20 protein-coding genes are annotated in these 19,364 nt (G+C 65.8%); 8 read left to right on the top strand and 12 right to left on the bottom strand.

From position 1 onward, the window contains the following. Nucleotides 1-16: 16 nt before the first annotated feature. The 5 genes from IC608_RS00945 to IC608_RS00925 form a co-directional block, all read right to left on the bottom strand. Nucleotides 17-199, bottom strand: coding sequence for a hypothetical protein (locus IC608_RS00945; RefSeq protein ID WP_191772164.1), 183 nt, complete (start codon nucleotides 197-199; stop codon nucleotides 17-19). Nucleotides 200-273: 74 nt separating this feature from the next. After that, nucleotides 274-1,791: a glycosyltransferase family 32 protein gene (locus tag IC608_RS00940; protein WP_191772163.1), complete on the bottom strand. Its 1,518-nt coding sequence runs from the start codon at nucleotides 1,789-1,791 to the stop codon at nucleotides 274-276. Nucleotides 1,792-1,845: 54 nt separating this feature from the next. Continuing rightward, the gene (locus IC608_RS00935) at nucleotides 1,846-2,352 is read right to left on the bottom strand and encodes an AraC family ligand binding domain-containing protein (RefSeq protein ID WP_191772162.1); all 507 of its coding nucleotides are present in this window, start codon (nucleotides 2,350-2,352) and stop codon (nucleotides 1,846-1,848) included. Nucleotides 2,353-2,416: 64 nt separating this feature from the next. Beyond that, nucleotides 2,417-3,343 carry a KPN_02809 family neutral zinc metallopeptidase gene (gene ypfJ / locus IC608_RS00930; protein ID WP_191772161.1) on the bottom strand — a complete coding sequence of 309 codons (927 nt, stop codon included), beginning with the start codon at nucleotides 3,341-3,343 and terminating at the stop codon, nucleotides 2,417-2,419. Between the two features lie 72 nt (nucleotides 3,344-3,415). Continuing rightward, nucleotides 3,416-4,882: a mannitol dehydrogenase family protein gene (locus tag IC608_RS00925; protein WP_191772160.1), complete on the bottom strand. Its 1,467-nt coding sequence runs from the start codon at nucleotides 4,880-4,882 to the stop codon at nucleotides 3,416-3,418. A 156-nt stretch (nucleotides 4,883-5,038) separates the two neighbouring features. Between IC608_RS00925 and IC608_RS00920 the strand changes: the two genes are divergently transcribed. From IC608_RS00920 to IC608_RS00910, 3 genes are all read left to right on the top strand, one after another. Next, on the top strand, nucleotides 5,039-5,950 hold the full coding sequence (locus IC608_RS00920; RefSeq protein WP_345890813.1) for a sugar kinase: 912 nt from the start codon (nucleotides 5,039-5,041) through the stop codon (nucleotides 5,948-5,950). A gap of 199 nt (nucleotides 5,951-6,149) precedes the next feature. Beyond that, the gene (locus tag IC608_RS00915) at nucleotides 6,150-8,129 is read left to right on the top strand and encodes a bifunctional 2',3'-cyclic-nucleotide 2'-phosphodiesterase/3'-nucleotidase (RefSeq protein WP_191772158.1); all 1,980 of its coding nucleotides are present in this window, start codon (nucleotides 6,150-6,152) and stop codon (nucleotides 8,127-8,129) included. 152 nt (nucleotides 8,130-8,281) lie between these two features. Beyond that, on the top strand, nucleotides 8,282-9,259 hold the full coding sequence (locus tag IC608_RS00910) for a ribonuclease T2 family protein (RefSeq protein WP_191772157.1): 978 nt from the start codon (nucleotides 8,282-8,284) through the stop codon (nucleotides 9,257-9,259). A 6-nt stretch (nucleotides 9,260-9,265) separates the two neighbouring features. On the opposite strand, the gene IC608_RS00905 is transcribed toward IC608_RS00910, so the two are convergent. Then, nucleotides 9,266-9,712, bottom strand: coding sequence for a MarR family winged helix-turn-helix transcriptional regulator (locus IC608_RS00905; RefSeq protein ID WP_191772156.1), 447 nt, complete (start codon nucleotides 9,710-9,712; stop codon nucleotides 9,266-9,268). Between the two features lie 93 nt (nucleotides 9,713-9,805). On the opposite strand from IC608_RS00905, the gene IC608_RS00900 reads away from it, so the two are divergent. From IC608_RS00900 to IC608_RS00890, 3 genes are all read left to right on the top strand, one after another. Beyond that, nucleotides 9,806-10,237 (top strand): organic hydroperoxide resistance protein, encoded by a 432-nt coding sequence (locus IC608_RS00900; protein ID WP_191772155.1) that lies wholly within the window; start codon nucleotides 9,806-9,808, stop codon nucleotides 10,235-10,237. A gap of 94 nt (nucleotides 10,238-10,331) precedes the next feature. Further along, nucleotides 10,332-11,075, top strand: a complete 744-nt coding sequence (locus tag IC608_RS00895; RefSeq protein WP_191772154.1) for an ATP-binding cassette domain-containing protein — start codon at nucleotides 10,332-10,334, stop codon at nucleotides 11,073-11,075. Beyond that, the gene (locus IC608_RS00890; RefSeq protein ID WP_191772153.1) at nucleotides 11,072-12,607 is read left to right on the top strand and encodes a permease; all 1,536 of its coding nucleotides are present in this window, start codon (nucleotides 11,072-11,074) and stop codon (nucleotides 12,605-12,607) included. Before IC608_RS00895 ends, IC608_RS00890 begins: the two co-directional genes overlap by 4 nt. A gap of 48 nt (nucleotides 12,608-12,655) precedes the next feature. Here the strand turns inward: IC608_RS00890 and IC608_RS00885 are convergent, their stop codons facing one another. The 3 genes from IC608_RS00885 to motA all read right to left on the bottom strand — a co-directional run bounded on the left by IC608_RS00885 (nucleotide 12,656) and on the right by motA (nucleotide 14,708). Continuing rightward, nucleotides 12,656-12,829, bottom strand: coding sequence for a DUF1328 family protein (locus IC608_RS00885; protein ID WP_191772152.1), 174 nt, complete (start codon nucleotides 12,827-12,829; stop codon nucleotides 12,656-12,658). A gap of 65 nt (nucleotides 12,830-12,894) precedes the next feature. Next, a complete protein-coding gene (locus tag IC608_RS00880; RefSeq protein WP_191772151.1) occupies nucleotides 12,895-13,815 on the bottom strand; it encodes a flagellar motor protein MotB in 921 nt (306 codons plus the stop codon). 29 nt (nucleotides 13,816-13,844) lie between these two features. Continuing rightward, nucleotides 13,845-14,708, bottom strand: coding sequence for a flagellar motor stator protein MotA (motA, locus tag IC608_RS00875; RefSeq protein WP_191772150.1), 864 nt, complete (start codon nucleotides 14,706-14,708; stop codon nucleotides 13,845-13,847). Nucleotides 14,709-14,889: 181 nt separating this feature from the next. Here motA and IC608_RS00870 point away from each other — a divergent pair, with 181 nt between their 5' ends. After that, the gene (locus tag IC608_RS00870) at nucleotides 14,890-15,324 is read left to right on the top strand and encodes a hypothetical protein (RefSeq protein WP_191772149.1); all 435 of its coding nucleotides are present in this window, start codon (nucleotides 14,890-14,892) and stop codon (nucleotides 15,322-15,324) included. Nucleotides 15,325-15,344: 20 nt separating this feature from the next. On the opposite strand, the gene IC608_RS00865 is transcribed toward IC608_RS00870, so the two are convergent. Beyond that, nucleotides 15,345-15,737: a YciI family protein gene (locus IC608_RS00865; RefSeq protein ID WP_191772148.1), complete on the bottom strand. Its 393-nt coding sequence runs from the start codon at nucleotides 15,735-15,737 to the stop codon at nucleotides 15,345-15,347. Between the two features lie 152 nt (nucleotides 15,738-15,889). Beyond that, nucleotides 15,890-16,759 (bottom strand): glutathione-dependent disulfide-bond oxidoreductase, encoded by an 870-nt coding sequence (yghU, locus tag IC608_RS00860; RefSeq protein WP_191772147.1) that lies wholly within the window; start codon nucleotides 16,757-16,759, stop codon nucleotides 15,890-15,892. Nucleotides 16,760-16,877: 118 nt separating this feature from the next. Between yghU and IC608_RS00855 the strand changes: the two genes are divergently transcribed. Then, nucleotides 16,878-17,984, top strand: a complete 1,107-nt coding sequence (locus tag IC608_RS00855; protein WP_191772146.1) for a THUMP domain-containing class I SAM-dependent RNA methyltransferase — start codon at nucleotides 16,878-16,880, stop codon at nucleotides 17,982-17,984. Here IC608_RS00855 and IC608_RS00850 read toward each other — a convergent pair. Next, on the bottom strand, nucleotides 17,981-19,354 hold the full coding sequence (locus IC608_RS00850) for an HD-GYP domain-containing protein (protein ID WP_191772145.1): 1,374 nt from the start codon (nucleotides 19,352-19,354) through the stop codon (nucleotides 17,981-17,983). The genes IC608_RS00855 and IC608_RS00850 overlap by 4 nt on opposite strands. Nucleotides 19,355-19,364: the final 10 nt, after the last annotated feature.

Here is a 19,364-nt window from a genome sequence, read left to right as displayed (position 1 = left end):
GATTTCGTTTCACGGATCAATCGTAGGTGTCGTCCGTCGCCTTGGCCTGGCTCGGCCCATCGGCGCCGGGCATATCCTGGTCCCTGTCCGGCTTCCCATGTTCGCGCTCCTTGTCTTTCTCCCGCGCCTCGCGCGCACCCGGTTCGGGTCGCTCGACATGATCGGGCTGCGCGGGTCCGGTGCTACTGGCCATGTTCATCAGAACCTCCTTGCGGCTGTTCCCCAATCAACGCCCAGCACCCCCAAGCGCTGCCCTGACCGTCCGGGGATAGCTCAGCGCTCCACGATCACCCGCAGATTAGTGAGTCCGCACGCCTCAAAGCCCTTGTCCCGGGCCATGATGGCAAAAGCCTCCGCGCCCACGTGCAGCTTGTATGGCGTATCGGAAAACCGCACCCCCGCCTCGGCCACCTGGCGCGCCACCAGGACAAAGCTTTCCCCCACGCCATCGACCGGCAGCACCCGAAACGCCTTCTGCGCCTCGAGCGTCGTGCGGAACTGCGGGTCGCGCCGCACGCGCCCGTCCAGTGCCCCATCCTTGTAGAGCACCTTGAACGGCGCGCCCTTGTCGTACCGGAACAGCTCGTCATCGGCCGGTTCGCCTTTGGCATCCAGCGCATTGGCCGCCACGACCGGCCGCCCCGCGCCCAGCATGGTCTGCAAGGCATCCCTTGGGATGGCCCGCACCGACCCATCCACCAGCAGCAGGTGCTCCGACCCGCCATTCATCGAAGCCAGCGCCAGATTCGCCATCTCGTTCCAGGAAGAAGGTGCGTCTCGAAACTCGACCGAAGCGTAGCCAGCACCATCCGCCGCTGCCCTGCCCTCTGGGGCACCATAACAAACCAGCCGCAGCTTCTCGCGCGGATAGTCCAGTCCCGCCAGAGCCTCTTCGAGCTCGGGACGCAGCGCCCGGTCCCCAAGCAGCACCGCCACCTCGATAGTCGGGCGCAATCGCGACGCCTTGAAGTTCTGGTCGGTATAGAGCTGCCTCGGATCGGGAATGGTGGTCTGCGCCAGCCTACGGTGCCGCGCCTGCCGCAGCGCCCACTTGGCCTGCGTCGGCAATTGCAGCACGCCGGCAAACCGGTTGGCGCGCTTGTGCCAGGGCACCCAGGTCGTCATCCACTTATGCGACACCAATGTCGCCCGCTCCTCGGCGATCGTGCCGACCGGCTCCAATAGGGCAATGGCTTCATCGTTGCGGTGCGTCCGCAGCCCGTTCGAGCGCAGCGGCGACCACGTCTCGGGGGCCAGCAGCGTTGGGCGATCCTCGCGGTCCATGCGCAACACCGCCGCCGTGACCATGGATGGCCCCGTCGAATAGAACGTCTCCTGCCGCACCAGTTCGGGCAGCAGCGCGACGATATCCCGCCACAGCCGATGCTCCGGGACCGATCCCATGAAGGCGTTGGTGAGGAGAAACGGCACACCCTGATGATGCCGGTCGGGGAAGATATGCTCGAGCGGCTCGATCCCCAGAAACGCCTCGTAGTTCAGCAGCCCATCCACCGGCTGACGCGGCTCGACATCGAGGTCGGCATAGATTCCCCCGAGCCTGCCGAGCACCAGATAGCGGAATGCGTCCGCCCGCTGGATCATCTTGGGATAGCCGTCGTAGACGGGCAGAAAATCCGGATACGCTTCCGCGACGAACGTCCGCATGCTGTCGTCGGTCCAGAGCCGCACATCCCAACCCGGATGCAGGCGGCGCCAGGCGTCATAATAGGCCTGCATCGGGCGAGGCAGCGCAGTGGTCTTCCAGGTGAAATGCAGGCGTTTGGGGATCATGGGCCTAACGGGGAGCGGAATGCCGCCCTGCTTAGGCCGTCGCGCCCTCCGACGCTACCCCCACTTCTCGAGCACGGGGCCACCCTGCCCGCCCACCGGGTCCGTCTTGGGCAGCGGCACCTTGGCGATGCGCTCGTCTGCGCCGGGCCGCTCCCCCGCCTTGCCATACAGCATGTCGGCGCTTGTTCCGGGCGGGTAGGCCCCAACCACCAGGAAGTCCGGGCTCGACCCCATATTCTTGTGCCCGGTGCCTGCCGGCAGGAGGATCACGTCGCCGGCCCTCACGTCGTAGATCCGGCCCTCCGGCCCGCCCAGATGCAGGCTGGCCGAACCCCGCGCCACGCCCAGCACCTCGTGCGCCGTGGAATGGAAATGATGGTAGTCATAAACGCCATAGCGCCAGGCGCTCGGCCAGTCATTGGCATCGAATAGAGCCTCCATCGCCTCCGGCGACGGCTCGGCCACCGCCTGGCCATAGATCACGACGGGCAGGGTGCTGTTCGGAAAATGCCCGTCGTCGGCGAAAAACTCGTAGCTGATCCTGGCCAGATTGGCTTGCATTGCGCCCTCCCTCTTGGTGCAGCAACGCCCGCAACTTCACATCGTTGCGGGCGTTCCCATCGTGCTAGACGGTGCCGGAGAAGGTGTCGCAACTGCCCGGATCGCCCGAGCGATAGCCCGTCTCGAACCAGGTCTTCCGCTGTTCCGACGTGCCGTGGTTGAAGGTCTTGGGCACGGCATAGCCCTGCATGCGCTTTTGCAGCGTGTCGTCGCCGATCTGGTCTGCCGCGTTGATGGCTTCTTCGATATCGCCATTTTCGAGCAGGTCTTCCTGACCGGCAAAGTTCGCCCACACCCCGGCATAGCAGTCGGCCTGCAGTTCCACCCGCACCGAATAGGCGTTGGCCTGTTCCTGGCTCATGCTCTGCCGGGCGCGATTGAACTCGGGCAGCACGCCCAGCACGTTCTGCACATGGTGGCCGATTTCATGGGCCAGCACATAGGCCTGCGCGAAATCCCCTGGCGCACCGAACTGCGTCCGCAACTGGTCGTAAAAGCCCAGGTCGATATAGACCTGCTGGTCCTCGGGGCAATAGAACGGACCCGTCCGCGCATCCGCCACGCCGCATCCCGATTGCGTCTGCCCGGTGAACAGCACCACCTGAGGCTCGGCGTAAGTCTCCCCGATCGCCGAGAACTGCTGGTTCCAGAGATCCTCGGTCTCCTTGACCACCACGCCCACGAAATTGCGCAGCTCGTCCTCGCTGCCATCGGCAGGAAGATAGCTCGACTGCGTGCTCGGGGCGCTGGAGCCGGAATTGCCCGCCAGCATGTCGAGCGGGTTCTGCCCCGTGATGAACCAGATGATCCCCAGCACCACGATGATGCCGATGACGCTACCCATGCCGCCCCGGGCCGTCCGGCCGCCGGTGGGAATGCGGAACCCGCCGCGGCCCAAGCCACCGCCCCCGGTGCCGAAACCGCCCATGCCGCCACGGGCTCCACGCCGATCCTCGATATTGCTGCTGCCTGCGCGCCCGCGCCACTTCATCGTCTTTGCCTCACAACCCGGTTACCCACCGCCGACAGCAACAAGTCTTGAGCCCGAGCGCCGGTTCCGTCTTCAGCGCGTCAGCGATGCAACCGTCTCCCGCGCGCCACGGTCGAACAGGCTTTCGAGATGCCCGACAACGGCCGTGCGGAAGGCGGCATTGTCCGGCAGATCTGTCCCGAACACGCCGCTGAGGCCGACCAGACCCTCGAACAGCGCTTCCGCGTCATCACCCGCATCGGCCGCGATGGCGTGCATCCGCAGCGCCAGCGGATCGCGCACGTCGATGTCCTCGCCCTTTTCGTCGACGCCGGTAACGTAGCGCATCCACGCCGCCACCCCGAGCGCCAGCCGCTCGATTCCCTGCCCCCTGGCCAGCCGGTCGCGGATGGTGCCGAGCAGTCGCTGGGGCAGCTTTTGCGTCCCGTCCATGGCGATCTGCCAGGTCCGGTGCTTGAGCGCCGGATTACGGAACCGCTCCAGCAGTTCGTCGCGATAGGCGCCAAGGTCGGTGCCCGGCATGTCGAGCGTCGGCATCACCTCCTCGGTCATCAGCCCGTGGATCAGCCGAACATAGGCCTCGTCCCCCATGACGTCGGAAATATACTGATAGCCCCCCAGATACCCGGCATAGGCCATGGTCGAGTGCGAGCCATTGAGCATGCGCAGCTTCATCAGCTCGAACGGCTCGACGTCCTCCACCAGCTGCGCCCCCGCCCGCTCGAACGCCGGTCGGCCGGCCGGGAAATGATCCTCGATCACCCACTGCGTGAACGGCTCGGTCATGATCGGCCAGGCATCCTCCGCCCCGATCAGCCGGGCCACCTCGTCCCGGTCGGCGTCGGTGGTCGAGGGCACGATGCGATCCACCATGGTCGAGGGAAACGCCACGTCCTCCACCCAGGCGCCGAGGCCTGCATCGCGCAGCGCTGCGAAGCGCGACACGATCCGCTTGGCCGTCTCGCCGTTGCTCGGCAGGTTGTCGCAGCTCATCACGGTGAACGGCGCGATGCCTGCCGCCCGCCGCCGGGCCAGCGCTTCCACCAGTATCCCGGGCGCCGATCGGGGCGCGTTCGGGTTGGCAAGGTCATGCGCGATATCGGGATGCTTCTCGTCCAGTTCGCCCGTTGCCGGATCGTGGCAGTACCCTTTCTCGGTCACCGTCAGCGACACGATGCGGATCGCCGGGTCGGCCATCAGCGCCAGCAGCGCGTCGCGCTCGGTATTGGCGTCCATCACCTTGAGGATCGACCCGATGACGCGCGGATGCGTGCCCGCCGCATCGCGCACCGCAATGGTGTAGAGCCCATCCTGCGGCTCCAGCGCTTCCTTCGTATCGGGGCGGCGCAGGCTCGCGCCCACGATTCCCCAATGAGGATCCTGGCTCAGCAGGTCATCCACATAGACCGCCATATGCGCACGATGAAACGCCCCGATGCCGAGATGGACGATGCCGGGTGTCACCTGCCCGCGGTCGTATCCCGGCACGGTGACCGCATCGGTGAGGGTGGCGAGTGTGCTCGTGCTGAGGCGCGTCATGAAAAACTCCGGCGATCGATTTGCGCGCACCATAGGGCCTTCCGAACTTGTATGGAAGTTGCATGGCTGCTAGCGGCTCCGCTATATCCACCATCACGGCTTGGCGAAAGAGCCCGCCGTCAGCATAGTGGCCGCAAGCGACACAGGGAGAGCAGCGTGGCAGGACGGATCGTCTCCATCGGAGAATGCATGGTCGAGATGAGCGGCGGCGAAGACCGCACCTATCGCCTCGGCTACGCCGGCGACACGCTCAACACTGCCTGGTATTTGCGCGCCCTTCTCGGCGCCGACTGGTCGGTCGACTACGCCACGGCCCTTGGCGAGGATCGCTACTCGGGCGATATCCGCACCTTCCTTGCGCAGCACCAGATCGGCACCGGTCACATCCAGACCATTCCCAACCGCCGCCCCGGCCTCTACCTCATTCACCAGGAACACGGCGACCGGCACTTCACCTACTGGCGCGACACCTCTGCCGCCAAGCTCCTGGCCGACGACAAGGCCGCGCTGGCAACAGCCGTCGAGGGCGCCGAACTCGTCTATTTTTCCGGCATCACCCTCGCCATCCTGGCCCCCCGCGCCCGTGGCCGCCTGCTCGGCGCCATCGTCAAGGCGCGCGACAACGGCGCCAGGATCGCCTTCGACACCAATCTGCGGCCAGCCCTCTGGTCGAGCCCCCGCGTCATGGCCGGCGTCCTGACCGCCGCTGCCAGCCTCTGCGACATTGTCCTGCCCACCCACACCGACGAGGCCCCGCTGTTCGGCGACACCTCCATCGATGACACGGCCGATCGCTACCTCGAACTGGGCGTCGAGGAGGTGGTGGTCAAGGACGGCAGCAAGGAGGCGCTGGCCGCCACGGCGTCCGAACGGATCCGCATGGCGCCCCCGCCCGGTGCCAAGGTGGTCGACGCCACCGGCGCCGGCGACAGCTTCAACGGCGCCTATTTGGCCGCACGGCTGCAGGGCAAGTCCCTGCGCGAGGCCCTCGAAGCCGCCCATCGGACCGCCGGCATCGTCATCGGCCACAAAGGGGCGCTGGTCGATCCGCAGCTGGTCCAGGGCTGACGGCTCTGGCCCAACTGTCTTAAATTGACCATCTGGTCAAAACTGCATAGCGTCTCCGTCGCGCCGTCATGCCAGCGTCATCGCAACAGGGCATGAGCGAGCCCGCTTGCGCCGCCGCGCGAGCGCCACGAACCGGCGGCAAAGCCGGCAACGCCGGGAGCGCGGCCCCCGGTGGCAGGGCAATCAACGGAGACCATCGATGAATTTCCTTCCCCGGATTTCGCGGCGCACCTTCCTGGCAGGTTCCGCCAGCGTGGGCGCCATGGCCGTGCTGCACCCCTTCGCGGTCAGCGCCCAATCCAACCAGGCGCATCTGCGCCTCCTCCAGACCACGGACCTGCACGTCGCGGTCTTCCCCTACGACTACTTCGCCGATGCCCCCAACGACACCATGGGTCTGGCGCGCACGGCCTCGATCATCGAGGCGATTCGCGCGGAAGCGGGCAATTCCATGCTGGTCGACAATGGCGACATCATCCAGGGCAATCCGATGGGCGACTACATCGCCTACGAGAAGGGCCTCGACGACAACGTCCACCCCATCATCGCCGCCATGAACACCCTGGGCTACGAGGCGAGCACCTTCGGCAACCATGAATTCAACTACGGCCTCGAGTTTCTCGACAAGGCCCGCGCCGGCGCCACCTTCCCGTTCGTCTCCGCCAATCTGGTGCGCGGTGAACTGGCCGCCGATCCGCTCAGCGACGACACCTATATCGACCCCTACATGATCGTCGAAAAAGAGCTGACCGATGGCAATGGCGGCTCGCGCACGATCAAGGTCGGCATCATCGGCTTCCTGCCGCCGCAGATCATGACCTGGGATGCGAGCAACCTCGAAGGCAAGGTCAATACGCGTGACATCGTCGAGACAGCCCAGGCCTACATCCCCCGGATGAAGGAGGAAGGCGCGGACATTGTCGTTGCCCTCTGCCATTCCGGCATCGCCGCCGATCAGGGTCCGGGTGCCGAAAACGCCGCCCTGCAACTGGCCGCCGTGGATGGCCTCGATGTGGTGCTCACGGGTCACCAGCATCTGGTCTTCCCCAACTCGGAAGATTTCGCCGGCATCGAGGGCGTCGACCTCGAAAAGGGCACGCTGGCCGGCAAGCCCGCCGTCATGCCCGGCTTCTGGGGCAGCCATATGGGCCTTGTCGACCTCCTGCTCGAGCAGGACGCGGACGGCAAATGGTCCATCGTGTCCCACACCTCCGAAGCGCGCCCGATCTACGAGCGGGTCGAGGGCAAGGTGCAGCCGCTGGTTGAAGACGAGGCGGAGGTCATCGACGCCGCCGAGGAAGACCACCAGCAAACCATCGACTATGTGCGCCGCCCGGTCGGTGAAACCGCGGCCCCGCTGCACTCCTATTTCGCGCTCGTTGCCGACGATCCGTCCGTCCAGATCGTGAGCCAGGCCCAGACCTGGTACATCGCGCAGATGATGAAGGGCACCGAGTGGGAAAGCCTGCCGATCCTTTCGGCAGCAGCCCCGTTCAAGGCCGGCGGCCGCGGGGGGCCGGACTACTACACCGACGTCCCCGTCGGCCCCGTCGCCATCAAGAACGTGGCGGACCTTTACCTCTACCCCAACACCATCCAGGCCGTCGTCATCACCGGCGCGGACGTGAAGAACTGGCTCGAACGCTCGGCCGGCATCTTCAACCAGGTCGAGAAGGGCGCCACCGACGCCGAACTCATCGACATGACGTTCCCGTCCTACAATTTCGACGTGATCGACGGCGTTACCTACAAGATCGACGTCACCCAGCCCTCGAGATATTCGGCCGACGGCAAGGAAACGCTCAACCCGGACGCCAACCGCATCGTCGACCTGATGTATGACGGCAAGGCGATCGATCCGGAACAGAAGTTCGTCGTCGCCTCCAACAACTACCGCGCCGGCGGCGGTGGCAACTTCCCGGGCATCGGTCCCGACGTCATCGTCTTCAAGGGTCCCGATACCAACCGCGACATCATCATCCGCTACATCGTCGACCAGGGCACGATCGATCCCAAGGCTGACAGCAACTGGTCCCTCGCCCCGATCGGCGACACCACCGTGCTCTTCGCCACCGGCCCCAAGGCGGCCGAACATGTCGCGGACGTCACGGCCATCGATATCGAGCCCACCGGCGACACCAACGAAGACGGCTTCGGCATCTACCGCATCGCCCTGTAGCCGCCTGGCACCAAACCACCCCTCCCCCTTTCAGGGGGAGGCCGGGAGGGGGTACGAGAGCCCCCAGCCTCCGACCCTTGCCCCCCTCCCGCCATCGAGGGGGTGTTGCATCACCGCTCAACGGGCGTCATGGTTCTGAGAAAAGAGATGCCATGCGCCGCCTGTTGATCCTGCTCGCCCTCGCCCTGCTCTGCCTCCCGGCCCAGGGCGAAGTTCCCCTCACCGGCACCTTCACGGCAACGAAAGCCTGCCCCGCCCTCCAGTCCATGCGCCGCGGCACCAATCCCGGCGACGTCCGCACCGAGCCGGGCACCGGATACGAGCTTCTGGCCGGCAACACCGCCCGCCCGACCCATTTCTGGATCGTCATTCCCGGAGTCGATCCGGAGCGGCGCTGGGTGGAAATCGGGTGCGGCACCCGCTCGGAAACCTTCGGCCGCTGGCCCACGCCCATCGCCCGGCAGCCGCGGCCCGCACCAAGGCAATACGTCCTCGCCGTCAACTGGCAGCCGGCCTTCTGCGAGACCGCGCCGCGCAAGAGCGAATGCCGCAACCAACGCGCGGGCGATGTTTCCGCCAGGGCCTTCTCCCTCCACGGCCTCTGGCCGCAGCCGATCGGCAACACCTATTGCGAGGTCTCCGACGCTGATCGCTGGGCCGCCGAAGACGGGCGCTGGCGCGACCTGCCGCGGCTCGATCTGGCACGCGACACGGCACGCGACCTCGAGCGGGTCATGCCCGGCACTCGTTCGGGCCTCGACCGCTACGAATGGATCAAGCACGGCACCTGCTACGGCACCGATGCCGACGCCTACTACCGGGATGCGCTGGCGCTGATGGAGGACCTCAATGCCTCCGGCGTCGCTGCCCTCTTCGCCAACAGCGCCGGCGGCGAGTTGAGCGCCCACCAGATCCGCTCCGCCTTCGATCGCAGCTTCGGCCCCGGTGCCGGTGAGCGCGTCGAAATCGGCTGCGAAGCCGATGGCCGCCGCACCATCATCACCGAACTCACCATCGCGCTTGCTGGTGACATGGCGCAGCCGGCTGACCTGACGTCCTGGCTCAAGGCCGCCCAGCCCGGCCAGCGCGGCTGTCGCGGCGGGATCGTCGACCCCGTCGGGCTGCAATAGACGGCCTCACTCCGGCAGCGCGGCGTCCAGCCGATCGCGCAACATCCGCAATTGCGCCCTCAGCGCATGCTCCTCGTTGAGACCCAATCCGGTGCCTTCGATCACCGCCAGAGGGATCGCCATCGCCTGCTTCTCCAGCGCCCGTCCGGCATCGGTCAGGCGAAGGCGAACCTGCCGCTCATCCTCATCGTCCCGGTGTCGCGTCACGAGACCACGCCCCTCGAGCCGCTTGATGAGGGGCGTGATGGTCCCCGAATCGAGGAACAGTTTCTCCCCCAGCGCCTTGACCGTCAGGTTGTCCTTCTCCCACAGCACGAGAAAGGCCAGATATTGCGGATAGGTGAGGTCCAGCGCATCCAGCCGCGGCTTGTAGAAGCGCGTGAAGGCGTGGCTCGCGGAATAGACCGCAAAGCACAGCATCTTGTCGATCGTCGGCATCCAGTCCTGCGCCATTCATCACCTCTAGCCGACATTCTACCATGGAAAATTGCATTGCGTACAATTAAATCGTGCGCTATATAAACCGAACCAACGACGGAGAACACCATGAGCATCAAGTCTGCAGTCTACACCGCCCACGCCCACACCACCGGCGGCCGCACCGGCACCAGCAAGACCGACGATGGCCGTCTCGAAGTCACCCTCGACACGCCGAAGGCCATGGGCGGCAATGACGGTCCGGGCACCAATCCCGAGCAGCTCTTCGCGGCCGGCTACTCCGCCTGCTTCCTGGGCGCGCTGAAGGCCGTTGCCCGTGGCGAAAAGGTGAAGGTGCCGGACGACACCACCATCGATGCCGCCGTCTCCTTCGGCGAAAACGCCAATGGCGCCGGTTTCGCCATCGCAGTCGAACTCAAGGTCACTATCCCGGGGCTGGACCGGGCGCAGGCCGAAGACCTGGTGCAGAAAGCCCATCAGATTTGCCCCTACTCCAACGCCACCCGCAACAATGTCGACGTCAAGCTGACCGTCGCCTGAGGTTGGCGGCATAGTAACCCTCTCTTAACCCCACCCCTAAACGTCACGGCAATGCCGGGAGCCTAGGCTTCCGGCATTTCTGCAGGAGCCTGCCGTGTCCAGTCCCGCCCTAGCCCTGCGCGGGCTCACCAAGGCCTTTGATCGTCCCGTCGTCGAAAACATCGACCTGACCATCGCGCGCGGCGAGTTCTACGCCCTGCTCGGCCCCAACGGCGCCGGCAAGACGACGATCCTGCGCATGGTGGCGGGCCTGCTGAAACCCGACGCTGGCGCGATCTCCATCTTCGGCATCGACGCCCTCGCCGATCCCGTCGCCGCCAAGCAGGTCACGGCATGGGTGTCGGACGAACCCATGGTCTACGACCGCCTCACGCCGCTCGAGTACCTCGATTTCGTCGCCGGGCTCTGGCAGGTCGAGCCGCGCCGCGCTGCCGCGGTGGCCAATGAACTCATCGACTGGCTGGGCCTGCGCCCGCATGCCAACGAACTGTGCGGCGGCTTCTCCAAGGGCATGCTGCAAAAGGTGGCCTTGGCCGGCGCCCTCGTCCATGACCCGCAGCTCATCATCCTCGACGAGCCACTGACCGGCCTCGACGCCGGCTCCGCCCGCCAGGTCAAGGACGTGCTGCTCGACAAGGTGCGCTCCGGCGTCACCGTCATCATGACCACCCACATTCTCGAAGTCGCCGAACGCATGGCCCAGCGCATCGGCGTCATCGCCGGCGGCCGCCTCGTGGCCGAGGGAACGCTGGCCGAACTGCGTCAGCGCATCGGCCGTGAAACCACGCTCGAGGAAATCTTTCTCGATCTCGTCTCCCAGCAGGGCGCAGCGCCGTGACCCTTGCCGCCGGCACCCTGCCCTGGTTCGCCCGCCACGAACTGCTCCTCGCCTGGCGCGACTTCGCAGCCATGCTCACCCGCGGACGCAAGGGGCGCCTCTGGGGCTTCGCAATCGGCGGACTGCTCGTCTATGCGCTGCTCCATCTCATCGCCTGGTACACCATCCGCCCCTGGCAACTGGGGGGCATGGTCGCCGACAAACAGACCCTCGTGCTCGTCTCCGGCATGGGCCTCCTGTTCTGGGCGGTGACGCTTTCGCAGGCCCTTGAATCGGTGACGCGGGTCTACTACGCCCGCGCCGATCTTGATCTCATCCTCTCCTCCCCGACCTCGCCGCAGCGCATCTTCGCGGTACGGGCCGCCGCCGTCGCCATCACCACCTGGGTGCTCGGAGCCCTGCTCATCAGCCCGCTCGTCACGGTGCTCGCCATCATCGCCGGTCCCGCCTGGCTCGGGGCCTATCTTGTCCTGGCCGGCCTCGCGGCGCTGTCCGTCGCCATCGCGCTGGCGGTCACCCTGCTGCTCTTCCGCCTCGTCGGGCCCCGGCAAACCCGCTTCATCGCCCAGATCATCGCCGCCATCATCGGCGCCGGGTTCATCATCGGCATCCAGGCCGTCGCCATCCTCTCGCACGAAGGGTTTTCGCGGCTTTCCGTCTTCCAGTCCGAAGACGTCATCGCTGCCGCGCCCGAGCCGTCGAGCCTTGTCTGGCTCCCCGCCCATGCCGCAATGGGCGACTTTCCAGCCGCGACCCTGGTCGCAGCAACTGGTCTTGCCATCCTCGCCGGTGTCATCGCGCTGACAGCCCCCAGCTATGGGCGCCTCGCCACCGCGGCCACCGGGCTCAGCCACATCCGCGGCCAGCGCCGTCGCTCCCGCGCCGCGTTCCGGCCCACAACCCAGCACCAGGCCCTGCGCCGCAAGGAATGGCGCCTTCTCCAGCGCGATCCCTGGCTCCTGTCACAGACGTTGATGCAGATCCTCTATCTCGTGCCGCCAGCCCTGCTGATCTGGGTCAACTACGGCGCGGGCAGCGGCGCCTTCATCGTGGTGGTTCCGGTGCTGGTCATGGCCTGCGGGCAACTGGCTGGCGGCCTCGCCTGGCTCGCCATTTCCGGCGAGGATGCCCACGATCTGGTGGCCACCGCCCCTCTGCCCCGCGGAACGGTGCTGCGCGCCAAGGTCGAGGCGGTGCTGGTCATCATCGCCATCGTCCTCGCCCCCATCCTTGTCTTCATCGGCCTCGCCGATCTGCGCATGGCGCTGGTCACCGGGCTCTGTGCCGGGTTGTCCGCCGCCGCGGCGACCGCCATCCAGCTCTGGTTTCGCGTCACCGCCCGCCGGTCAATGTTCCGGCGGCGTCAGGTCGCCTCCCGTGCCGCGACGCTGTCCGAAGCGTTCTCATCCATCATGTGGGCCGGGACCGGCGCGCTCCTCGCCGCCGGTTCGTCCGTCGCCCTTCTCCCTGCCCTCATTGCACTCGCCGTGCTCGGCGTTGCACGCCTTGTCGCCCCCAAGAGCCCGATATGACCGATCAGCCATTCGGAAACGCGACGCAGGCTTCAAGCTGCTGCTCGACTAGAAGATGATGGCAAGTCCCATCATCGCCAGCACCAGCAGGATGACGATGCCGATCAGCATGATGAAGAAGATGATCTTGGCGGCCGTCGCGGCGCCTGCCGAGATGCCGGTAAAGCCCATGGCCCCGGCAACCACGGCCACGATGATAAGAATGATGAGCAGCTGTAACATGACGCTTTCCAGTTGAACCTTCCGGAAAGGGCAACGCGACCTCGGGCGCCGCGTTCCGTGGCTGGCTAGGGCTTGAGATTATCCGGCACCGGCGGCGGCGCGTGCAGCACGGTTATTCGGACCCGCTCATTGGCCGCCATGTACGGGTCGTTGGGGAAGAACGGGTCATCGGTCGCCCGCCCTTGCACCGATTGGATGCGGTCCTCGCCCAGCCCGAACTCGCCCAGGATCGAGCGCACCACATTGGCGCGATCGGCGGAAAGCTCCCACGGTCCGTAGCGCGGATTGTCGTAGCGCCCGCCCGCCGCCGTGTGCCCCGAAATGGTGATCTGGGCATTGAGCTGCTGCAGGATCGGCGCGATGGCCGCAATGGCCGCGCGCGTCTGTTCCATCGGATATTTCGAGCCTTCGGGGAACATCGGCCGACCCTGCTGGTCGGTGATCTCGATGTCGAGCCCCTCCTCGGTTTCCTCGATCAGCAGATTGTCCTGGTAAGGCGTGACTTCCGGCAGGGACTGCCAGGCCTGCTTGATGCTCGCGGCCGCGCTGTGGAATTTCTCGGTGTCGATCGACTTGAGGTTGTATTCGCTGTCGCTGCTGGCCACGCGCTCGCTGCCCTGCTCCCGCGCCGGCCCGCCGATCTGCTGGTCGACCGTTCCCGTCTCCGCGCTCTGCGGCGAGGCCGGAGCGGGCTCGACGATATCGGCGGACGAACCCGACATCTGGTTGCCCGAATTGTCCATGGCATTGCCGCCCATGACGCCACCGGCGCCACTGGTTGCGAGGCTGACCGCGGCGGGCGCGAAATAGTCGGCCAGCCCTTCCTTCTGCTCCGGCGTCGTCATGCTGATGAGCCAGAGCAGCAGGAAGAACGCCATCATGGCGGTCACGAAGTCCGCATAGGCGATCTTCCAGGCGCCACCATGGTGCGCATGGCGGGCCTTCTTGACCTTCTTGATGATGATGGGCTGGTCGTAGTTCGCCATTCTGGCTCACTCGCGTCTTGGGAATAGGGTCAGGCCGTGGCCGGCAGGGCGGCGGTGGCCGCTTCCACCTCGTTGAAGGTCGGCCGCACTTCGCTCATCAGCGCCTTGCGCGCGAACTCGATGGCCATGACCGGGGGCTGCCCGCCGATATGGGCGAGCAGGCCCACCTTGAGCGACAGGAAGTATTTCGATTCCGCCTCGTAGATGTTCTTGAGCGACTGGGCGAAGGGCGAAAAGAACCCATAGGCCACGAACACGCCGAAGAACGTCCCCACCAGCGCGCCGCCGATCATGTGCCCCAGCACTTCGGGCGGTTCGGCGATGGCGCCCATGGTGTGGATCACGCCGAGCACGGCGGCCACGATGCCCAGCGCCGGCGTGCCATCGGCCAATGCCTGCACTGCACTCACCACCCGCTCCTGCTCCTGGTGGTGCGTTTCCAGTTCCTCGTCCATCAACGCTTCCATCTCGTGGACGTTGTTGGACCCCATGGTCACCATGCGCATGTAGTCGCACACGAACTCCACCGCATGGTGGTTCTTGGCAAACGTGGGAAAGGCATTGAAAAGGCTGGAGTTTTGCGGGTCCTCGATATGCGGCTCGATACCGAGAATCCCCTTCTGCTGCACCAGCTTGAACATCGAGTACTGCAGGCCCAGCAATTCCACATAGGCAGCCTTGTTGTATTTGGGCCCCTTGAACAGCGTGCCGAACATGCTCGGAATGGATTTCAGCACCGGGCCGGTATTGCCGATGACGAAAGCGCCGAGGGCAGCGCCCAGGATGATCAGGAACTCGAACGGCTGCCAAAGCACGTAAAGATGCCCGCCCACGCCGAGATATCCGCCGATGACACAGCCGACAACAATGACGATACCGACAATGAGACGCATGGGGGGCACACTCGTACACAAACGCAAACTTGCAGCGAGGGACCATGCCCATCGATGCGTCGGCATAGTGCGGCGCGCAGGCTTAACAGCGCGTCAATTCGGTCGATAAGCCTTACGCATGCGCCGAATTGACCGATCACGAAGCCGCGCGCTACCCTCCGCCACCACCGGAGTTCATTCCATGCGCCTCGCGCCCGTCCTGCTCGCCTTCGCCTGCTCGGCCCTGCCCGCCTTCGCCCAGTCGGAAGAGGACGTGATGAACCGGATCGAGACCATCCACGGCAATGCAGAGGGCTTCTTTGACGTGTTCGGCGCAATGCAGGACGCGGTGATGCTGGGCGACCCGACGGAAATCGCGCACTATGGGCTCTACCCGCTGGTGGTGAACGCCAATGGCGAAACCTATGATGTGCTGGAGGAGCAGGACCTCAGCGACAATTTCGACGCGCTGGTCTCGCCTGAAACACTCGACGCACTGCGCACCCAGGACGTCGCCGACCTCATCGTGACCGATGAGGGCGTCGGCATCGGCGACGGCGCCATCTGGATCACCAATATCTGCCTCGACGACGCTTGCGACCAGACGCAGTGGGGCATCTTCTCGATCAACAACTGATCGCCGGGCGCTCCCCTCGCTCAGGCGAACTTCGGCTCCGGGCGCTTCTGCCCCGTTTCGCTGTGCTGGTGCACCACCACCGGCCGAATATCCATGCGCCCGTACTGGAGAATAGGGTCGTCCGCAAATAGCGGCGTCAGCTCATCAAGGCTTTCCCCTTCGAGCAGCAGGAACCCGGCAACCACTTCCTTGCTTTCCGCAAAGGGTCCGTCGGTGGAGACGACCACGCCATCCTCCGTCCGCAGCGTGCGGCCGCTCGACGGCTCGGCCAGCGGCGAGGCGAACAGCAGGTGCCCGCTAGCGCGCAGTTTGTGGTCATGGGCAATGGTGGCGTCGTCCAACTTTCGGAAGTCGTCCGCGCTCATCCCGTCCATCGCCCCCGGGGTGATATAAACCAGCGCCACATACCGCATCGCGTCCTCCTCGTTTCCTTGACGACGAACGAGCCGCCGCCATTTCGACAGCCCCTTCTGGTGGAGGCTAAACGCAATGCCCGCCCCATCGCCTCCCTCCCCTCGACGGGGAGGGACCGAGGGTGGGGTGCCTGGAGCCCGGACCCTAGGCCCTACACCGTGCCGCGCGCCTTGCGCACCGCCAGCACCTTGTCGATATCGGCCGCCGAATGCCGCTCGGCCAGGTGCTCATCCTCCGGCCCATTGGCCGCGTTGACGCAGCGCCCGCGCTTGACCGGCTCGCGCGCATCCACCTGCTGTGCCCAGCGCAGCAGGTTCTTGTAGCTCGTCACATCGAGGAACTCGGCCGCATTATAGGCCCGACCCAGCGCCATCCCGCCATACCAGGGGAAGATGGCCATGTCGGCGATGGTATAGTCGTCGCCCGCGATATACTCGCGCTCGGCCAGTTGCCGGTCCAGCACGTCCATCTGCCGCTTGGCCTCCATCGCATAGCGGTTGATGGCGTATTCGATCTTGATCGGCGCATAGGCATAAAAATGCCCGAAGCCGCCGCCGAGGAACGGCGCGCTGCCCATCTGCCAGAACAGCCAGTTCATCGCCTCGGCCCGCTTGGCCACGTCCTTGGGCAGGAAGGCATCGAATTTGTCGGCAAGATAGACGAGGATCGAGCCGCTTTCGAACAGGCGGATCGGCTCCGCCGGACCATAGTCCATCATGGCGGGAATCTTGGAGTTCGGATTGATCGAGACGAAGTCGGAGCCGAACTGGTCGCCCTTGCCGATATTGATGAGATACGCGTCGTATTCCGCGTCGTGCCCGGCCGCCAGCAGCTCCTCGAGCATGATCGTCACCTTCTGCCCGTTGGGCGTCGCCAGCGAATAAAGCTGGAACGGGTGCGTGCCGCGCGGTAGCGTGTGCTCATGCGTCGCGCCGGCGACGGGCCGGTTCGTGCTCGCAAACGCGCCCCCGTTTTCCTTGTCCCAGGTCCAGACTGTGGGCGGCACGTATTCTTCCGACATTGCGAACACCTTGTTGCACGGGTTGGAGATGCGGGCCCTTATATCGTCACTTACCGATGATTGCAAAGCCGCAACCGGTGCCATTGCCACCGGCTCTGGGCCCCGCTACTGCTCGGCCATGACCGACACCGCGCTCGACATCTTCCTTGTGGCCACGCCCGGCCTCGAGGCGCCCCTCGCCGAGGAAGCCCGGCAGGCTGGCTTCGCCGAGGCAAAGATCGTCGATGGCGGCGTCAGCCTCGCCGGAGGCTGGCCGGACGTCTGGCGCGCCAATCTGGTCCTGCGCGGCGCCACGCGCGTGCTTGTCCGCTTTGCCAGCTTCCGCGCCATGCACCTGGCGCAACTCGACAAGCGCGCCCGCAAGGTCGATTGGAGCCATGTGCTCCGGCGCAATGTGCCGGTGCATGTCGAGGCCAGTTGCCGCCGCTCCCGCATCTACCACGCCGGCGCCGCCGCCCAGCGCGTGGCCACCGCCATCACCCAGGAATTCGGCGCCCCGATCGACGAAGCGGCCCCTCTGCGGATCATGGTCCGCATCGAAGATGATCTGGTGACGCTGAGCCTCGATAGCACCGGCGAGTCGCTGCACAAGCGCGGCTTCAAGGAGGCCGTCAGCAAGGCTCCCATGCGCGAGACCATGGCCGCCATGTTCCTGCGCCAATGCGGCTATACCGGCACGGAGCCGGTGCTCGACCCGATGTGCGGATCCGGCACCTTCGTCATCGAAGCCGCCGAGATCGCCGCCGGCCTCCATCCGGGCCGCGAGCGCAGCTTTGCCTTCGAACACTTGCCGTCCTTCAAGGCTCGGGACTGGCTGGCCCTGCGCGCGCAGCCTCCTCAGCCACTTTCCTCCGCGCTGTTCCACGGCTCAGACCGCGATGCAGGCGCCATCCGCATGGCCAGCGAAAACGCCGCTCGCGCAGGCGTCGCACCCTCCACCCGCTTCAGCGTCCAGGCCATCGAGGACCTGCAGCCCCCCGAGGGTCAGGCGGGCCTGGTGATCGTCAATCCACCCTATGGCACCCGCATCGGCAACAAGGCGCCGCTGATGGCACTGCACCGCATGCTCGGCACGGTCCTCAAGACCCGCTTCCCCGGCTGGCGTGTGGGCATCGTCACGGCCGACAAGGCGTTGGCCCAGGCGACCGGCCTGCGCTTCGACCCACCGCTCCCCCCGGTGCTGCATGGCGGCATTCGTGTCGCCCTCTACCGGGCGCAGCTTTAGGCAGCTTGGTCCGCCCCCTCCGCCGCGACGCCATGCAGCCGGGCAAAGCCGCACTCCAGCGCCGCCAGCACCACCGGATCGAGCGCCGTCCCCACATCGGCCCGCATGATGGCGAAGGCTTCCGGGACGCTCATCGCCTTGCGGTAGGGGCGGTCGGCCGTCAGGGCGTCGAAGATGTCGGCAGCCGTGACAATGCGCGTATCGAGGTCGATATCGCTCCCGCCAATGGCGCAGGGATAGCCCTTGCCATCCAGCCGCTCATGGTGATCCCCCGCAATCCGCGCCATGTCGTGGAACACCGAGATTTTGGAAAGGATCGTGCGGCCCAGCTCGGGATGGCGGCGGATTTGTCGCCACTCGTCCTCGTCTAGCCGCCCGTTCTTGTCGAGCACGCTGTTGGAAACGCCCAGCTTGCCGATGTCATGCAGCAGCGCCGCGCGCTTGAGCCACCGCCGCCGCTCCGGCGCATGGCCAAGCTCTTCGGCAATGAGGTCGGCGAACAGGGAGACGCGATCGCTGTGGCCGGCCGTGAACGGGCTCTTGGCATCCACCACCTGCGCAAATCCGGCGGCGATGTCGTCCAGATAATCCTCGTCGACCTGCCGCATCAGCGCCGGCGGCTCCAGCGCAGCCACACGCTCGGGCAGGTCGTTGGCCAGCAGCGTCGCCCAGAAGGCCGCGTCGTCCGCAAGCTGGCTCACGATCGCAACCAGACGGGGATCGAACCAGCGCCCGGCCCGGTCCTGCGCCTCGGCCACGGCCACAGCCGCGCCCCCGCGCATGAAGAACACGTCGATCACCTGCGCCATGAGGGCAATGCGGGCAAAGAGCGAAATGTCCTCGCCCGCCCGCCGCAGCGGCTGGCCCGAACCATCCCAATGCTCGTCGAGGTCGAGAATGCCCCGCGCCACCGCCTCGGAAAAGCGCATGCTGCGGGCGATGTCGGCCCCACGATGGCAGCGCGTGTCGATCAGCTCGCGGGCAATCTCTCCGCCATTGCGCGCGACATGGATCATGGTGCGCAGCCGCTCCACCAGCCCCGATTGGCGCGCTGTGTTGGCGATCAGAAAGCGGAGAATTTCGGGCAGCTTGGTGTCGACGCTCTTGTAGTTGCCTTTGAAATCGAGGTCATCGGCAAGATAGAGACTGCAGATGCGCGCCGCATTCGAGCTGCAGCCGATATCCTTGAGCAGGACCGTGTAGTAGAGATCGGAGAGCTCGCTTTCGCTGAGCCCCAGCCGCTGCCCCACATGCATCCCGATCCAGCAGCAGCGCAGGCTGTGCCCCACGGGCTGCCCCTCGGTAATGTCCAGAGCATAGCTCAGCGCCCCCACAACCTCCGATAGATAAACGCCCGACTGCCTGTTCATGCCGTTCCTC

Origin of the sequence: Devosia oryzisoli, assembly GCF_014837245.1 — a bacterium.
Taxonomy (GTDB): domain Bacteria; phylum Pseudomonadota; class Alphaproteobacteria; order Rhizobiales; family Devosiaceae; genus Devosia; species Devosia oryzisoli.
Note: the sequence above shows the minus strand (reverse complement) of the source record. Positions and strands in the feature narration are given on the sequence as shown.

Excerpts from the sequence above, each read along its gene's own strand:
- IC608_RS00945 (WP_191772164.1), bottom strand. The coding sequence starts at position 199 with ATGAACATGGCCAGTAGCACCGGACCCGCGCAGCCCGATCATGTCGAG.
- IC608_RS00940 (WP_191772163.1), bottom strand. The coding sequence starts at position 1,791 with ATGATCCCCAAACGCCTGCATTTCACCTGGAAGACCACTGCGCTGCCT.
- IC608_RS00935 (WP_191772162.1), bottom strand. The coding sequence starts at position 2,352 with ATGCAAGCCAATCTGGCCAGGATCAGCTACGAGTTTTTCGCCGACGAC.
- ypfJ (WP_191772161.1), bottom strand. The coding sequence starts at position 3,343 with ATGAAGTGGCGCGGGCGCGCAGGCAGCAGCAATATCGAGGATCGGCGT.
- IC608_RS00925 (WP_191772160.1), bottom strand. The coding sequence starts at position 4,882 with ATGACGCGCCTCAGCACGAGCACACTCGCCACCCTCACCGATGCGGTC.
- IC608_RS00915 (WP_191772158.1), top strand. The coding sequence starts at position 6,150 with ATGAATTTCCTTCCCCGGATTTCGCGGCGCACCTTCCTGGCAGGTTCC.
- IC608_RS00910 (WP_191772157.1), top strand. The coding sequence starts at position 8,282 with ATGCGCCGCCTGTTGATCCTGCTCGCCCTCGCCCTGCTCTGCCTCCCG.
- IC608_RS00905 (WP_191772156.1), bottom strand. The coding sequence starts at position 9,712 with ATGGCGCAGGACTGGATGCCGACGATCGACAAGATGCTGTGCTTTGCG.
- IC608_RS00900 (WP_191772155.1), top strand. The coding sequence starts at position 9,806 with ATGAGCATCAAGTCTGCAGTCTACACCGCCCACGCCCACACCACCGGC.
- IC608_RS00885 (WP_191772152.1), bottom strand. The coding sequence starts at position 12,829 with ATGTTACAGCTGCTCATCATTCTTATCATCGTGGCCGTGGTTGCCGGG.
- IC608_RS00880 (WP_191772151.1), bottom strand. The coding sequence starts at position 13,815 with ATGGCGAACTACGACCAGCCCATCATCATCAAGAAGGTCAAGAAGGCC.
- motA (WP_191772150.1), bottom strand. The coding sequence starts at position 14,708 with ATGCGTCTCATTGTCGGTATCGTCATTGTTGTCGGCTGTGTCATCGGC.
- IC608_RS00870 (WP_191772149.1), top strand. The coding sequence starts at position 14,890 with ATGCGCCTCGCGCCCGTCCTGCTCGCCTTCGCCTGCTCGGCCCTGCCC.
- IC608_RS00865 (WP_191772148.1), bottom strand. The coding sequence starts at position 15,737 with ATGCGGTATGTGGCGCTGGTTTATATCACCCCGGGGGCGATGGACGGG.
- yghU (WP_191772147.1), bottom strand. The coding sequence starts at position 16,759 with ATGTCGGAAGAATACGTGCCGCCCACAGTCTGGACCTGGGACAAGGAA.
- IC608_RS00855 (WP_191772146.1), top strand. The coding sequence starts at position 16,878 with ATGACCGACACCGCGCTCGACATCTTCCTTGTGGCCACGCCCGGCCTC.
- IC608_RS00850 (WP_191772145.1), bottom strand. The coding sequence starts at position 19,354 with ATGAACAGGCAGTCGGGCGTTTATCTATCGGAGGTTGTGGGGGCGCTG.